The 14,631-nt window shown below is 66.8% G+C and carries 14 protein-coding genes and 1 pseudogene; 10 read left to right on the plus strand and 5 right to left on the minus strand.

All coding sequences use genetic code 11. The annotated features are described in order from the left end of the window. Nucleotides 1-666, minus strand: a complete 666-nt coding sequence (locus NWF24_RS09060) for a glutathione S-transferase family protein (protein WP_258353898.1) — start codon at nt 664-666, stop codon at nt 1-3. A gap of 27 nt (nt 667-693) precedes the next feature. Continuing rightward, entirely contained in the window at nt 694-1,815 is a 1,122-nt protein-coding gene (locus NWF24_RS09065; protein ID WP_258353899.1) for a 5-methyltetrahydropteroyltriglutamate--homocysteine S-methyltransferase, read from the minus strand. 146 nt (nt 1,816-1,961) lie between these two features. Between NWF24_RS09065 and NWF24_RS09070 the strand changes: the two genes are divergently transcribed. The 8 genes from NWF24_RS09070 to NWF24_RS09105 all read left to right on the plus strand — a co-directional run bounded on the left by NWF24_RS09070 (nt 1,962) and on the right by NWF24_RS09105 (nt 9,754). Continuing rightward, complete coding sequence (locus NWF24_RS09070; RefSeq protein WP_258353900.1) at nt 1,962-3,068, plus strand: aromatic ring-hydroxylating dioxygenase subunit alpha; 1,107 nt, start codon at nt 1,962-1,964, stop codon at nt 3,066-3,068. Further along, entirely contained in the window at nt 3,065-3,841 is a 777-nt protein-coding gene (locus NWF24_RS09075) for a GntR family transcriptional regulator (protein ID WP_093051306.1), read from the plus strand. The genes NWF24_RS09070 and NWF24_RS09075 overlap by 4 nt, the downstream gene beginning before the upstream one ends. Nucleotides 3,842-3,874: 33 nt before the next feature. Beyond that, nucleotides 3,875-4,861, plus strand: coding sequence for a PDR/VanB family oxidoreductase (locus NWF24_RS09080; protein ID WP_258353901.1), 987 nt, complete (start codon nt 3,875-3,877; stop codon nt 4,859-4,861). Between the two features lie 166 nt (nt 4,862-5,027). Continuing rightward, a complete protein-coding gene (locus NWF24_RS09085; protein ID WP_258353902.1) occupies nt 5,028-6,203 on the plus strand; it encodes an ABC transporter substrate-binding protein in 1,176 nt (391 codons plus the stop codon). A gap of 216 nt (nt 6,204-6,419) precedes the next feature. Beyond that, nucleotides 6,420-7,292: a branched-chain amino acid ABC transporter permease gene (locus NWF24_RS09090; protein WP_258353903.1), complete on the plus strand. Its 873-nt coding sequence runs from the start codon at nt 6,420-6,422 to the stop codon at nt 7,290-7,292. Beyond that, nucleotides 7,292-8,299, plus strand: coding sequence for a branched-chain amino acid ABC transporter permease (locus tag NWF24_RS09095; RefSeq protein WP_258353904.1), 1,008 nt, complete (start codon nt 7,292-7,294; stop codon nt 8,297-8,299). Before NWF24_RS09090 ends, NWF24_RS09095 begins: the two co-directional genes overlap by 1 nt. Next, entirely contained in the window at nt 8,296-9,057 is a 762-nt protein-coding gene (locus NWF24_RS09100; RefSeq protein WP_258353905.1) for an ABC transporter ATP-binding protein, read from the plus strand. Before NWF24_RS09095 ends, NWF24_RS09100 begins: the two co-directional genes overlap by 4 nt. Beyond that, nucleotides 9,050-9,754, plus strand: a complete 705-nt coding sequence (locus NWF24_RS09105; RefSeq protein ID WP_258353906.1) for an ABC transporter ATP-binding protein — start codon at nt 9,050-9,052, stop codon at nt 9,752-9,754. Before NWF24_RS09100 ends, NWF24_RS09105 begins: the two co-directional genes overlap by 8 nt. Here the strand turns inward: NWF24_RS09105 and NWF24_RS09110 are convergent. The 3 genes and pseudogenes from NWF24_RS09110 to NWF24_RS09120 form a co-directional block, all read right to left on the minus strand. Next, complete coding sequence (locus NWF24_RS09110) at nt 9,751-10,410, minus strand: DsbA family protein (RefSeq protein ID WP_258353907.1); 660 nt, start codon at nt 10,408-10,410, stop codon at nt 9,751-9,753. The two genes, NWF24_RS09105 and NWF24_RS09110, sit on opposite strands and share 4 nt — an antisense overlap. A 2-nt stretch (nt 10,411-10,412) precedes the next feature. Then, nucleotides 10,413-11,306 (minus strand): annotated as a pseudogene (locus NWF24_RS09115) (MBL fold metallo-hydrolase); the annotation flags it as partial. A 135-nt stretch (nt 11,307-11,441) separates the two neighbouring features. Next, entirely contained in the window at nt 11,442-12,344 is a 903-nt protein-coding gene (locus tag NWF24_RS09120; protein ID WP_258353909.1) for a LysR family transcriptional regulator, read from the minus strand. Nucleotides 12,345-12,444: 100 nt separating this feature from the next. Between NWF24_RS09120 and NWF24_RS09125 the strand changes: the two genes are divergently transcribed. Both NWF24_RS09125 and NWF24_RS09130 read left to right on the plus strand, forming a co-directional pair. Continuing rightward, a complete protein-coding gene (locus NWF24_RS09125; protein ID WP_258353910.1) occupies nt 12,445-13,392 on the plus strand; it encodes a hydroxymethylglutaryl-CoA lyase in 948 nt (315 codons plus the stop codon). After that, nucleotides 13,389-14,597 (plus strand): CaiB/BaiF CoA transferase family protein, encoded by a 1,209-nt coding sequence (locus tag NWF24_RS09130; protein WP_258353911.1) that lies wholly within the window; start codon nt 13,389-13,391, stop codon nt 14,595-14,597. The genes NWF24_RS09125 and NWF24_RS09130 overlap by 4 nt, the downstream gene beginning before the upstream one ends. Nucleotides 14,598-14,631 lie beyond the last annotated feature (34 nt).

The raw sequence follows: 14,631 nt of genomic DNA on the forward strand, positions 1-14,631 counted from the left end.
TCAGCGTTGCAGGAAGGCCGGCACACCGCGCCCTTGCGAGGCCAGGAATCGCATCATCGGATCGACCACCGCGCGCACTGCGGGCCGCTCGCCCACACGCGTGCGCCAGGCCAGCAGGCGCGGTGTGGCGTCGGTCATGCCGGCGCCCTTGCGGTCGGCGAACACGTAGGCCATGTAGAAGGCGATGTCGGCGAAGGAGTAGGGGCCGGCCAGGTATTCGCGTGTGGCCAGCAGGCCTTCCATTTCTTCGTAGAAGCGCGCGCAGCCGGCGCAGGCCGCGATCGCGGGAGGGCTCTGCATGGCGTCCTGCAGGCCGAAGAGCTTGATGACATTCGGGAAGAAGACCTCGTCGGACTTCTGCTCCAGCTGCCGCGCGCGGGCCCGTTCGGCAATGCCTGCGGGCCACAGCGCAAGGCTGGGGTAGCGGTCTTCGAGGTACTCGAAGATCTGCGTCGAGTCGAACAGCGAAACCGCGTCGTCGACCAGCACGGGCACCTGCTGCTTGACGGGATTGACCCGAAGCACTTCAGGGTGCTTGGGCTCGTAGGCATCGTCCTTGGTGAAGGGCACCATGACCAGTTCGAAGGGCACGCCTTTTTCGCGTGCCGCGATCTCGACCTTGGCGCCGAACATGCTGAGGGGGCCTGAGTAGATGTGAGTCGTCATGCCCCCGACTTCACCAGAAACGGCGCGTCAGGTCGAGCCCCAGACCTCCTGCGCCGTCTCGACCACCAGGCGCAGCTTGTTGCGCTGCGCTTCCACCGCGATGTTGTTGCCGTGCACCGTGCTGGAGAAGCCGCACTGCGGCGACAGCGCGAGCTGGTCGAGCGAGGCGTACTTGGCGGCGTCCTCGATGCGGCGCTTGAGCTCGTCCTTGTCTTCCATCTCGCCGAACTTGGTGGTCACCAGGCCGAGCACCACGGTCTTGCCCTTGGGCAGGTAGCGCAGCGGCTTGAAGTCGCCCGAGCGGGCGTCGTCGTATTCCATGAAGTAGGCGTCGAGGTCCATCTCCTTGAGCAGTGCCTCGGCCACGGGCTCATAGTTGCCGGCCGCGGCGTGCGTGCTCTTGAAGTTGCCGCGGCACAGGTGCATGGCCAGCAGCATGCCCGGCGGCTTCTGCGCGACCACCTTGTTGATGAAGGCGGCATAGCGGTGCGGCAGCTCGTTCGGGTCGTCGCCGCGCTTGCGGGCGGCTTCGCGCATGTGCTCGTCGCACAGGTAGGCGAGGTTGGTGTCGTCCATCTGCACGTAGGTGCAGCCGGCGGCGGCCAGCGAGCGCAGCTCGTCGCCATAGGCCTTGGCCACGTCGTCGTAGAACGTCGGGTCGAGCTCGGGGTACGCCTCCTTGCTGATGCCGGCGCGGCCGCCGCGGAAGTGCAGCATGGTCGGCGAGGGGATCGTCACCTTCGGTGTGCGGCCCGCCGAGACCTGGCTCTTGAGGTACTGGAAGTCGGCGAGCTGGATGTCCTTGATGTGGCGCACCTTGTCGAGCACGCGCATCGCGGGCGGAGCGAGTTCTTCGGTGCCGTCGGGCTTGCGGATGGTGACCGGAATGTCGGTCTTCACGCCGCCGAGCTGGTCGAGGAAGTCGATGTGGAAGTAGGTGCGGCGGAACTCGCCGTCGGTGATGCTCTTGAGGCCGATGTCTTCCTGGAAGCGGACGATCTCGGTGATTGCCTTGTCTTCGACGCGGCGAAGCTGTTCGGGCGTGATCTCGCCCTTGGCTTTCTGTTCGCGGGCTTCGAGCAGGTACTTGGGGCGCAGGAAACTGCCCACGTGGTCGTAGCGGGCAGGCAAGGCGGCGTGCTGTGACATGGATGACTCCGTCGTGATTTGGGGAACGAGCGGAACATCGTATCGCCTTCGAAATGTCGATGCCTGTATACAGATGTCTCGGTGTTTACCCTCGAAATGATTCAAAAGACTGGAAATTTCAGGTTTTCTGTATACATTGAGTATTCATGAAAACGCCCACGACCGCCTTTCCACTGAACGCTTGGTATGCCGCCGCCTACGACGTCGAAGTGCGTCACGCGCTGCTGCCACGCACCATCTGCAACCAGAAAGTGGTGCTGTTCCGCCGCACCGATGGCCAGGTGGCCGTGCTCGAAGACGCCTGCTGGCACCGGCTGATGCCGCTGTCGCTGGGCCGCCTCGAGGGCGACGAACTGGTCTGCGGCTACCACGGCCTCGTCTACAACAGCCAGGGCCGCTGCACCCACATGCCGAGCCAGGAAACGCTCAACCCCTCGGCTTGCGTGCGCAGCTTTCCGGTGGTGGAGAAGCACCGCTTCGTGTGGATCTGGCCAGGCGATCCGGCCAAGGCCGACCCGGCGCTGGTGCCCGACATGCACTGGAACGACGACCCCGCCTGGGCCGGCGACGGCAAGATGATCCGCGTCAACTGCGACTACCGCCTCGTGGTCGACAACCTCATGGACCTGACGCACGAGACCTTCGTGCACGGCTCGTCCATCGGCAACCGCGAAGTGGCCGAGGCGCCTTTCGTGGCCACGCATGGCGACCGCTCGGCAACCGTCACGCGATGGATGGAAGACATCGACCCGCCGCCGTTCTGGGGCAGCCAGATCCGCCATGCGCGCGGCTACACCGGCAAGGTCGACCGCTGGCAGATCATCCGTTTCGAAGGCCCGTGCACCGTGAACATCGACGTCGGCGTGGCCGAGGCGGGCAGCGGCGCGGTGCCCCAGGGCAGCGACCCTGGCGACCGCAGCAAGGGCGTCAACGGCTACGTGCTCAACACCATCACGCCCGAGACCGACAAGACCTGCCTCTACTTCTGGGCCTTCTCGCGCAACTACTGCCTGGGCGAGCAGCGCCTCACGCACGAGCTGCGTGAAGGCGTCGCCGGCATCTTCCGTGAAGACGAGCTCGTGCTCGAGGCGCAGCAGAAGGCGATGGATGACCACCCCGACCACAAGTTCTACAACCTCAACATCGACGCCGGCTCGATGTGGGCGCGACGGCTGATCGACCGCATGATCGAAAAGGAAAAGCCCGCGCGCGCCGCGATCCCGATCCGGCCGGCCGAAAAGGCAGCCGCGTGAAGGTCGCTGCCGTTTCCACCGCCGCCGAGCCCGGCGACAGCGGCAGTTCGCAGGCCGTGAAGGCGCAACTGCGGCTGCGCGAGATGATCCTTGCGGGCGAGCTGCCCGGTGGCGCGCGCATTGCCGAAGTGGCCATCTCCGAGCAGCTCGGCGTGTCGCGCACGCCGGTGCGCACCGCGCTCATGCGGCTCGAACAGGAGGGCCTGCTCGAAGCGCTGCCTAACGGCGGCTATGCGGTGCGTACTTTTTCGGAGCGCGACGTGGCCGACGCCATCGAGCTGCGCGGCACGCTCGAAGGACTGGTCGCCCGGCTCGCGGCCGAGCGCGGCGCGGCGCCCGTCGTGCTGCGCGAAGCGCGCGCCTGCCTGCAGCGCATCGACGAGCTGCTGCGCGAGCCCGCACTCGACGACGCGGCCTTCTCGCGCTACGTGACGCACAACGAGCGCTTCCACGCGCTGCTCTGCGAAATGGCGGGCAGCCCCGTCATCGCGCAGCAGCTGGAGCGCGTGATCAACCTGCCGTTTGCCTCGCCCTCGGGCTTCGTCATCGTGCAGGCCAACTCGCCGGCCGCGCGCGACATGCTCGTGATTGCGCAAGACCAGCATGTGCAGGTGCTCGACGCCATCGAGTCCGGCGAAGGCTCGCGTGCCGAGGCGCTGATGCGCGAGCACAGCCGCATCGCGCGGCGCAACCTGCGCGATGCGCTGCACGGCACGCCCACCGCCGAACAGCGACCGCTGCCGGGCGTGCAGCTGATACGCCGGCGCGGCTGATTTCTCCTTTTTCTCTCTCCGGTTGTTCTCCCGATGAAAAGCGATCTTCAATGGATGCAGGCGCAAGTCGTTGCGCTGCGCGATGTCACGCCCACCGTGCGCGAATTCGAACTGCGCCCCGACGGCGGCTTTGCCGAATCCCATGAACCCGGCGCCCACCTGCAAGTGCAGGTGCTGACGGCGCAGGGCAAGGTGCAGACCCGCTCGTATTCGCTGGTGGGCGAGGGCGACGGCCAGTGCTGGCGCATCGCCGTCAAGCGGCTCGACGACGGCCGTGGCGGTTCGCTCGCAATGTGGCGGCTGGCCGTGGGCGACCGCCTGCAGGTGAGCGCGCCGCAGAACCACTTTCCGCTCGACCTTTCGGCGCCGGGCTACCTGCTGGTGGCGGGCGGTATCGGCATCACGCCGCTGGTGCTGATGGCGCAGCGGCTGGGCGCGCACGCAAGGCGCACCGGCGTGCCGGTGAAGATGCTCTACGGCGCGCGGCATGCGGGCGAGCTCGGCTATCTGTCGCATCTGCAAGAGGCATTGGGCGAGGGCGTCGAAGCTCATGAAGGCTCGGCTCCCATCGACTTCGCCGCTGCCATCGCCGCGCTGCCGTCCGGCGGCCAGCTCTACACCTGCGGCCCGGTGCCCATGCTCGAGGCCGTCAAGCGCGCGTGGCACGCAGCCGGCCGTGCCATCGAGGATTTGCGCTTCGAAACCTTCGGCAGCAGCGGCCGCCTGGCCACGCAGTCCTTCCAAGTGCGCATTCCCCGGCACGACCTGGCCATTACGGTGCCGGCCGACTGCACGCTGCTCGAAGCCCTCGACGCAGCCGGCGTACAGACGCTCTCGGACTGCAAGCGCGGCGAATGCGGCTTGTGCGCCATGGACGTGATCGCCGTCGACGGCGAGATCGATCACCGCGACGTGTTCCTCAGCGAGCACGAAAAGAAGTCGACCACGCGCATCTGCGCCTGCGTGTCGCGCGCCGTGGGCACCCTCACGCTCGACTCCGCCTACCGCGCCGACAGCTGACCTGCCCGCTCTGCAAGCTGCCTTGCGCGATGATCGCGCAGTTCATTTGGCAATCGCGCAACAAAGGTCAACGGTAATGGCCGGCTAGGTGATTGCCTGCTCCGCCGGATGTTGCAAAGTGTTGAAAATAGCCCCGGTTCGCGTTCCGCCCCTCAAAGGAAAAAACATGCAAAGACGCCATCTCATCCAGACCGCCGCCCTCTCGGCACTTGCGCTTTCAATGTCGCTGGCCAGTGCCCAGGACGCCAACAAGTTCAAGATCGGCCTGATCCTTCCGATGACGGGCCAGTCGGCCTCCACCGGCCGCCAGATCGAAGCCGCCGCGCGCCTGTACATGGCCCAGAACGGCGACACCGTGGCCGGCAAGAAGGTGGAGCTGATCGTCAAGGACGACACTGGCCTGCCCGACGTGACCAAGCGCCTCGCGCAGGAGCTGGTGGTGAACGACAAGGTCAACGTGCTGGCCGGCTTCGGCCTGACGCCTCTGGCCCTCGCCGTGGCGCCAATTGCCACGCAGTCGAAGACGCCCGAAGTGGTGATGGCTGCTGCCACGTCGAGCATCACCGAGGCTTCGCCCTACATCATTCGTTCGAGCTTCACGCTGCCGCAGGTGTCGGTGGCCATGGGCGACTGGGCGCCGAAGAATGGCGTGAAGACGGTCGTCACGCTGGTGGCCGACTACGGCCCGGGCAACGACGCCGAGAAGTTCTTCAGCGAGCGCTTCCAGCTCAACGGCGGCAAGGTGCTCGACAAGCTGCGCGTGCCGCTGCGCAACCCCGACTTCGCGCCGTTCCTGCAGAAGGTGCGTGACGTGAAGCCCGACGCGCTGTTCGTCTTCGTGCCCTCGGGCGCGGGCGCGGCGGTGATGAAGCAGTTCCTGGAGCGCGGCATGGACAAGGCCGGCATCAAGATGATCGCCACCGGCGACGTGACGGACGACGACCAGCTCAACGACATGGGCGACGGCGCGCTGGGCGTGGTCACCTCGCACCACTACTCGGCCGCGCACCCCTCGGCCATGAACAAGAAGTTCGTCGAGGCCTTCGAGAAGGCCAACCCGAAGATGCGCCCCAACTTCATGGCTGTGGGCGGCTACGACGGCATGCGCGTGATCTACGAAGCACTCAAGATCACCAAGGGTCAGGGCGGCGGCGAAGCGCTGCTGGCGGCCATGAAGGGCCAGGTCTTCGAGAGCCCGCGCGGCCCGGTGCTGATCGATGCGCAGACGCGCGACATCGTGCAGGACGTGTACCTGCGCAAGGTCGAGAAGAAGGACGGGCAGCTTTACAACGTCGAGTTCGATGTGATCAAAGGCGTGAAGGACCCAGGTAAAGCCAAGTGAGGCTTGTCTCTGGGGGGCGTTGTTGTTCGGGGCGCGATCACGCCGACGGGGTACCTTGCTCCGCGAATGTCCCCCGGCCTTCGGCCTCCTCCTTTATTTCGCTGCGCAAGGCACCCCATCGGCGTGATCTTTCAGAGCAGTCGTTGATCGGCCGGCATAAGCACGCACCCCGAACGAAACGAACAGCCCCAGAAATAGCTTCGTAAAAAACACGACATGCTGACCATTCTTTTCGACGGCATCGCCTACGGCATGCTGCTCTTCGTGCTGGCGGTAGGCCTCGCCGTGACGCTCGGCCTGATGAACTTCATCAACCTCGCGCACGGCGCTTTCGCCATGGCGGGTGGCTACCTCACGGTGTTCGCAATGCAGAAGCTCGGCGTGCCCTTCCTGGCCTGCCTGCCGCTCGCATTCATCGTCGTCGCGCTGGCCGGGGCCTTGCTCGAACGCACGCTCTACCGGCCGATGTACGGCAAGCCGCACCTCGATCAGGTGCTCTTTTCCATCGGCCTTGCCTTCATGGCGGTGGCGGCCATCGACTACTTCGTGGGCTCCTCGCAGCAGAACGTGCAATTGCCTGAATGGCTGCGCGGGCGCACCGAGATCGGCGACGGCGCGCTGCTGCTGGGCATGGGGCACTACCGGCTCTTCATCATCGGCGTGTGCGCGGTGCTCACCGTGGTGCTGCAGCTCATTCTTTCGAAGACGCGCTTCGGCAGCCGGCTGCGCGCCGCGGTCGATGACCCGCGCGTGGCGGCGGGCCTGGGCATCAACGTGAACATCGTGTTCCTGCTGACCTTCGCCGTGGGCTCAGGGCTCGCGGGGCTGGGCGGTGCGCTGGGCGCGGAGATCCTCGGCCTCGACCCGACATTCCCGCTGAAGTACATGATCTATTTCCTGATCGTGGTGTCGGTCGGCGGCACCTCGTCGATCACCGGGCCGCTCGCGGCGGCGCTGCTGCTTGGCATTGCCGACGTGGCGGGCAAGTATTTCATTCCGAAGATGGGTGCATTCACCGTCTACCTCCTGATGATCATGATCCTGATGTGGCGGCCCCAGGGCCTGTTCACGCGCAAGGGAGGCCGTTGATGAGCACGCCTTCAACCACCGAGTTCCAGTCGGCCCTCTTGCGCAAGGCGCGCTGGCACCCGCTCGAATTCGTGGCCTGGGCCGTGGCCTTCGCGCTGCCGCTCGTCATGCCTTCGCACTCGCTGCTGGTCAATGAGATCGCCATCGTTGCGTTGTTCGCGATGTCGCTCGATTTGATTCTTGGCTACACCGGCATCGTGTCGCTGGGCCATGCCGCCTTCTTCGGTTTCGGCGCGTATGCGGCGGCGTTGTTCGCCAAGCTCGTGATGCCGGACCCGACCGTGGGGCTGGTAATCGCAACCGTGCTGTCGGCCTCGCTGGGCCTCGTGGCCAGCGTGACGATCTTGCGCGGCAGCGACCTCACGCGGCTGATGGTCACGCTCGGCACCGCGCTGCTGCTGCTCGAACTCGCCAACAAGCTCGACTGGCTCACCGGCGGCGCCGACGGCCTGCAGGGCGTGGTGATGGGGCCGGTGCTCGGCCTGTTCGAGTTCGACCTGTATGGCCGCACGGCCGCCTGGTATTCGCTGGCCGTGATGCTGGTGCTGTTCCTCGTGATGCGCCGGCTCGTGCATTCGCCGTTCGGCGCCACGCTGAAGGCCATTCGCGACAACCGGCTGCGCGCCATGGCAATCGGCATTCCGGTCGTGTCGCGGCTCGTGGTGATCTACACCGTGGCGGCGGGCATCGCCGGCGCCGCGGGCGCGCTGCTCGCGCAGACCACCGGCTTCGCCTCGCTCGACGTGCTGGCCTTCGACCGCTCGGCCGATGTGCTGCTGATGCTCGTCATCGGCGGCGTGGGCTGGCTCTATGGCGGCGTGGCGGGCGCCATCGTGTTCAAGCTGCTGCAGACCTGGCTGTCGGCCGTGACGCCGCAGTACTGGATGTTCTGGATCGGCCTGATCCTGGTGCTGCTGGTGCTGGTGGGACGCGACCGCCTGCTCAAGCCGTGGACATGGTTTGGCTTGGGCGGCAAGAAGAAGGGCGAGAAAGGTGGTGTGGCATGACCGACACCGTGCTCTCGACCCATGGCCTCGTGATGCGCTTCGGCGGCATCACCGCCACCAACAACGTGACGATGGAGCTCAGGCGCGGCGCACGCCACGCGCTGATCGGCCCCAACGGAGCGGGCAAGACCACGCTCATCAACCAGCTGACGGGCGTGCTGACGCCCACCGAAGGTCGCATCACGCTGCTGGGCGAAGACATCACCACGCTCGCGCCGCACAAGCGAGTGGCGCGCGGGCTGGTGCGCACCTTCCAGATCAACCAGCTGTTCGATTCGATGACGCCGCTCGAAACGCTGGCGCTCGTGGTGTCGCAGCACCAGGGCATCGGCGCGCAATGGTGGCGGCCGCTCGGCGCCAGCAAGGCGATTGCCGAGCGCGCGGGGCAACTGCTCGAACAGTTCCACCTGGGCGACGTGGCGCAGCAGCAGGTGAAGCACCTGGCTTATGGCAAGCGCCGCCTCCTGGAGATTGCGATTGCGCTGGCTTGCGAGCCTCGCGTGCTGCTGCTCGACGAGCCCGTGGCGGGCGTGCCCGCCGGCGAGCGCGAAGAACTGCTGCAGACCGTGGCCGCGCTGCCTGCCGATGTGTCGGTGCTGCTGATCGAGCACGACATGGACTTGGTGTTCAGCTTTGCCGACCGCATGACCGTGCTGGTCAACGGCACGCTGCTGACCGAAGGCGACCCAGAAACCATTGCCAACGACCCGAAGGTGAAAGAGGTCTACCTGGGCCACGGGGAGAGCGCTCATGTCTGAGCTGCTGCGCATCGAGAACCTGAGCGCCGGCTACGGCGAGGCCGTGGTGCTGCACGACGTGGCGTTCGCGCTCGGCGAAGGCCAGACGCTGGCTCTGCTGGGCCGCAACGGCACGGGCAAGACCACGCTGATCAACACGCTCGCGGGCGCAACGCGCCAGCACGGCGGCAGCATCACGCTGGGCGGCCAGGCGCTGCACAAGCTCGCGCCGCATCAGCGTGCGGCGGCCGGCATCGGCTGGGTGCCGCAGGAGCGCAACATCTTCAAGTCGCTCACGGTGCACGAGAACCTCACGGCGGTGGAGCGGCCGGGCAAATGGAACCCGCAGCGCGTCTACGAGATGTTCCCGCGCCTTGCCGAACGCAAGACCAACCTCGGCACGCAGCTCTCGGGCGGCGAGCAGCAGATGCTGGCCGTGGGCCGTGCGCTGGTGTTGAACCCGAAGCTGCTGCTGCTCGACGAGCCGCTCGAAGGGCTCGCGCCGATCATCGTGGAAGAGCTGCTGCGCGCCATCCGCCGCATCACCCAGGACGAGGGGCTGGCCGCGATCATCGTGGAGCAGCATCCGCAGGCGATCCTCGCGATTTCCGACGAAGCGGTGGTGCTCGACCACGGCACCATCGTGCACACCGACAAGGCCGCGACATTGCGCACGCAGCCTGAAGTGCTCGACCGCCTGCTGGGCGTCGCGCGCTAGACGAGTTCCGCGAGGCGCGCCTTCCAGTCTTCCGCGCGGCCGAGCCATGGGCCGATGTCGATGCGGCTGGCGCTGCCATCGGGCCGCGTCAGCACGAAGGTCGGAAAGCCCTGGCCGCCAGCGCGCTGCAGGAACTGGCGGCTTTCGGCGAAGTGCCGTGCGGTCGATTCGCCTGACAGGCCCTCGAAGGCCGACGCGAAGGCTTCGGCATCGAAGCCGAGTTCGGTGGCGATCGCCTTCAGCACCTGCTCATCGGCGATGCGCCGACCCTCGACGTAGTGCGCCCGCTGCAGGCGATGGATCATGTCCAGCCCGCCGCCTGCCCGCAGCGACTCGGCCGCGAGGATGGCGGTGGTCGGCGGCTCGGAGTCCATCGTCGCGCCAGTGTCGCGAAGCAGGCCCTCGAAGTAGCCTTCGCCGAAGGGCTGGCCCGTGAGTTCCGCGATGCGCCGGTCGTGCGGCATCACGTACTCGCGCCACTGCGGCGTGATCGAGCGGCGGTTGGCGCCGGTCATCATGCCGCCGCCGTGGAACTCGACCTTCAGGCCCGGCACGCCGCGTGCCGCGTCGACCAGCGGTGCGGCGGCGTAGCACCAGCCGCACAGCGGATCGAAGATGTAGTGGAGCGTGGCGCCTTCGCTCACTGCTTCGTTCATTGCGGCCACTTCATTTCTCCCTTGATGACCTTGGCGCCGAGTTCCAGCGACGAGGCGTCTTCCAGCTTCGGGTAGCGCTTCTTCATCGCGGCGATCAGCGCTGCCGAGTCCTTGGCCTTGGCGGCTTCGGTTTCGAAGGCCTGCAGATAGCTTCGCGTGAATTTCACCGAGGCGAGCGAGTAGGGCGCGCTGCCGTCGGCATTCGGCAGGTAGTGGCCGGGCACCACGGTCTTCGGGTGCAGCGCTTCGATGCGGCCCAGCGTCTTGATCCAGTCGCGGCGCGATTCAGGCGTCTGCGTGTCGGCCACCCAAACGTGGATGTTGGCCGACACCGGAATGCCGCCGACCACCGCCTTCAGCGAGGGAATCCACGCGAAGCTGCGCTCGGGCGTGGGGCCGTCGAGGCCGACGACCTGGATCTTGCGGCCTTCGAGCGTGAGGCTGTCGCCGGCCAAAGGTTGCGGCACGACCAGCGCCTTGGGCGCGTTGTCTTTCAGGATCGGGCCCCAGTGCGCGAGCTTGCCGTCCTTCGAGGCCTGGATGGCGGCCACGGTCTGGGGCGTGGCGACGATCTTCGCGTCGGGGAAGGCGGCCTGGATCACGTCGAGGCCGAAGTAGTAGTCGGGGTCGCTGTGGCTGATGTAGACCGTGGTGAGCTTCTTGCCCGTGGCCTTGATCTTCTGCACCAGCGCCTCGGCGTCGTTGCGCTGGAACTGCGCGTCGATCAGCACGGCATCGGTCTGGCCGGTGACGATTTCCGAAGAGACCGGAAACATCGACTTCGCGCCGGGGTTGTAGACGTCGAGCTTGAGCGGCTGGGCAGCCTGCGCAGCGAGCGGGGCGAGGCTCAGGGTGGTGGCAAGGGCGGCGGCGGAGAGGAGGGCTCTGCGGAACATGCGGTGGTCTTTCTGTGTGCGGTGTGAAGGAGTGACAGCTCTGACCTTTCGAATGTAGGTTGCGCGAATCGAAATAAAAACCCGCTCCAGGGCAATGAATAGTTTCGAATTCCGGTCGAATGGGGTGGTTGGCCGTCAGTCTGTGGCGCGTCGCTCAAGGTGCGCGACCAGCAATTGAGCAGACGGCGACAGTGCCGCCTCACTGCGGAAGCAGATCGCAAAACGCCGCCGCGCCCACGCATCGGTAAGCGGCATCAGCCGCAGGCCGAAGGCATCGGTGAAAGGCCGCGCGACCTCCGCCGGCACCACGCTGATCGCCAGTCCGGCGCGCACCACGCGCAGCGCCGCATCGAAGTTGGACACCAGCACGCGGTAAACCAGCGGCTTGCCCGCCACCGCCGCCTCGCGCGCGAGCATCAGCTGCACTGCGCTGAGCGCGGGCATGCCGACGAATTCATGGTCGAGCACCTGCTCGAAGCGCACGTGCTCGTGCCTTGCCACCGGGTGCGAGGGGTGCGCGACGATGGCGAGGTGGTCGGTGCGGTAATCGCGCCGCTCCAGGCCTTCGAGGTCGGCCGCGTCCCAGCACAAACCGATGGAGGCGCTGCCCTCGCGGATGCCGCGCACTATCTCGGGGCTCACGCGCTCTTCCATGTCGACGCGGATGTTGCGGTGCGCCGGGTCTTGCAGAAAGTCGGCCACGTCCTCGGCCAGCGATTCGGCCATGACCGAGGCCGAAGCCAGGATGCGCACGTGCCCGCGCGCGCCGCCGGCATAGGCGGCCATGTCGCGCTCGATGCGGTTCGCGCTGCCGAGCATGGCACGGGCGTGCTCCAGCAGGGTTTCGCCGGCCGGCGTGGGCACTGCGCCGCGCCGCTTGCGCAGCAACAGCGGCGTTCCGACGGTTTCTTCGAGCTGGGCCAGCCGCTTGCTGATGGCCGAGCCGACGATGCTGGCCTGCTCGCCGGCGCGCGCGATGCTGCGCGTTTCGCAGACGGCGACGAACAGGCGCAAGGTGGTCAGGTCGAGGTCTCTCATGGTGTTCCGTTCTGGAATCAGATGGCTTCCAAAATATACCTTCTGGATCAAATCGGAACTTCTAACATTGACTCCGTACCCTCACGACGGAGACAAAGTCTTGATTCACGCCTTCCTGCCGCCGAGCGCGGTCGTCCGCGAAGTGGGCCTGCGCGACGGGCTCCAGAGCATCGCGCGCGTACTGCCCACCGAACGCAAGCTCGAATGGATCCGCGACGCGTACGCGGCCGGACAGCGCGAGATCGAGGTCGGCTCGTTCGTACCGGCGCATCTGCTGCCGCAGCTTGCGGACACAGCCGAACTGCTGGCCTATGCCAAGACCTTGCCGGAGCTCTTCGCCTCGGTGCTCGTGCCCAACCTCAAAGGCGCCGAACGAGCCATCGAGGGCGGGGCCGACCTGATGGTCGTGCCGCTTTCGGCCAGCCACGCGCACAGCCTCGCCAACCTGCGCAAGACGCCCGACGAGGTGGTGGCCGAGGTCGGGCGCATGCGCGCGGCGCGCGATGCGGCAGGCTCCAAAACGCTGATCGACGGCGGCGTGGGCACGGCCTTCGGCTGCACGCTGCAGGGCCACGTCGAGCCGGACGAGGTGCTGCGGCTGATGCAGGCGCTGCTCGACGCCGGCGCTGACCGCGTGAGCCTCGCTGACACTGTGGGTTATGCCGATCCGGCGATGGTGCGCAGCCTGTTCGAGCGCGCCTTGCGCATCGCGGGCGACCGGCTGTGGTGCGGCCATTTCCACGACACGCGCGGTATGGGGCTCGCGAATGCGTATGCCGCGCTGGAAGTCGGCATCACGCGCTTCGACGCCTGCCTGGCCGGCATCGGCGGCTGCCCGCATGCGCCAGGCGCCAGTGGCAATGTCGATACCGAAGACCTTGTCTTCATGCTCGAGAGCATGGGCGTTGCGACCGGCGTCGATCTGCCGAAATTGCTCGACCTGCGCCGGCGCGTGGCGGGCTGGCTCGAAGGCGAGACTTTGCAGGGCACGGTGTGGCGCGCGGGCTTTCCGAAGACCTTTTCTGCGACGGCGGGAGTCACGGCATGAGCACGACAGGCACTGAAGAAAAGCGCCTGCCGCTCACCGGCATCCGTGTGGTCGAGTTCACCCACATGGTCATGGGCCCGACCTGCGGCATGGTGCTCGCTGATCTGGGCGCGGAGGTCATCAAGGTCGAGCCCATCGATGGCGACCGCACGCGGCACCTGTTGGGCGCGGGCGCGGGCTTCTTCCCCATGTTCAACCGCAACAAGAAGAGCATCGCGCTCGATCTGCGGCACCCGCAGGGGCTGGAAGCCGCGCTGCGCCTGTGTGCCACGGCCGATGTGGTGGCGCAGAACTTCAAGCCCGGCACCATGGACAAGTACGGCCTGGGCTACGCCGCGCTCGGCAAACTCAACCCGCGCCTCGTATACGTCAACCACACGGGCTTCTTGCCAGGCCCTTATGAGCACCGCACTGCGCTCGACGAGGTGGTGCAGATGATGGGCGGACTGGCCTACATGACCGGCCGCCCCGGCGATCCACTGCGCGCGGGCACCAGCGTCAACGACATCATGGGCGGCATGTTCGGTGCCATCGGCGCCATCGCTGCGCTGATGCAGCGCGCCGAGACCGGCAAGGGGCAGGAGGTGCAGTCTGCATTGTTCGAGAACAACGTGTTCCTGGTCGGGCAGCACATGCTGCAGTACGCGATCACCGGGCAGGCGGCGGCGCCGATGCCCGATCGCATCTCGGCCTGGGCGCTGTACGACGTGTTCACCGTGAAGGACGGCGAGCAGATCTTCCTGGCCGCCGTGAGCGACGCGCAGTGGAACACTTTCTGCGACGCGCTGGGCTTCGACGACCTGAGGGCCGACTCCGCCTTGCGAACCAACAACGACCGCGTGCGCCTGCGGCCCACGCTGCTCGCCGACTTGCGCGAGCGCCTGGCCGGGCATTCGGCGGCGGAGCTGTCGGCGATCTTCGAGGCCAGGGGGCTGCCGTTCGCGCCGATCACGCGGCCCGAAGACCTCTACGACGACCCGCACCTGAAGGCCACCGGCGGCCTGGCGGACATCCGCCTGCCGGACGGCGAGCGTGCCGGAGAAATGGCGCAGACGACGCTGTTCCCGATCACGCTCGGCGGCGAACGCCTCGGCGTGCGGTTGCATCCGCCGACGCTGGGCGAGCACACGCGCGAGTTGCTGACCGAACTGGGCTATGCGCGTGAGCAGGTCGATGCGCTACACGCCGATTCGGCGGTGGCCTGATCGAAGCGCTTTTCCAAAACCATAAAGAGAGACA

Source organism: Variovorax paradoxus (assembly GCF_024734665.1).
Taxonomy (GTDB): Bacteria; Pseudomonadota; Gammaproteobacteria; order Burkholderiales; family Burkholderiaceae_C; genus Variovorax.

Excerpts from the sequence above, each read along its gene's own strand:
- NWF24_RS09060 (WP_258353898.1), bottom strand. The coding sequence starts at position 666 with ATGACGACTCACATCTACTCAGGCCCCCTCAGCATGTTCGGCGCCAAG.
- NWF24_RS09065 (WP_258353899.1), bottom strand. The coding sequence starts at position 1,815 with ATGTCACAGCACGCCGCCTTGCCTGCCCGCTACGACCACGTGGGCAGT.
- NWF24_RS09070 (WP_258353900.1), top strand. The coding sequence starts at position 1,962 with ATGAAAACGCCCACGACCGCCTTTCCACTGAACGCTTGGTATGCCGCC.
- NWF24_RS09080 (WP_258353901.1), top strand. The coding sequence starts at position 3,875 with ATGAAAAGCGATCTTCAATGGATGCAGGCGCAAGTCGTTGCGCTGCGC.
- NWF24_RS09085 (WP_258353902.1), top strand. The coding sequence starts at position 5,028 with ATGCAAAGACGCCATCTCATCCAGACCGCCGCCCTCTCGGCACTTGCG.
- NWF24_RS09090 (WP_258353903.1), top strand. The coding sequence starts at position 6,420 with ATGCTGACCATTCTTTTCGACGGCATCGCCTACGGCATGCTGCTCTTC.
- NWF24_RS09095 (WP_258353904.1), top strand. The coding sequence starts at position 7,292 with ATGAGCACGCCTTCAACCACCGAGTTCCAGTCGGCCCTCTTGCGCAAG.
- NWF24_RS09100 (WP_258353905.1), top strand. The coding sequence starts at position 8,296 with ATGACCGACACCGTGCTCTCGACCCATGGCCTCGTGATGCGCTTCGGC.
- NWF24_RS09105 (WP_258353906.1), top strand. The coding sequence starts at position 9,050 with ATGTCTGAGCTGCTGCGCATCGAGAACCTGAGCGCCGGCTACGGCGAG.
- NWF24_RS09110 (WP_258353907.1), bottom strand. The coding sequence starts at position 10,410 with ATGAACGAAGCAGTGAGCGAAGGCGCCACGCTCCACTACATCTTCGAT.
- NWF24_RS09120 (WP_258353909.1), bottom strand. The coding sequence starts at position 12,344 with ATGAGAGACCTCGACCTGACCACCTTGCGCCTGTTCGTCGCCGTCTGC.
- NWF24_RS09130 (WP_258353911.1), top strand. The coding sequence starts at position 13,389 with ATGAGCACGACAGGCACTGAAGAAAAGCGCCTGCCGCTCACCGGCATC.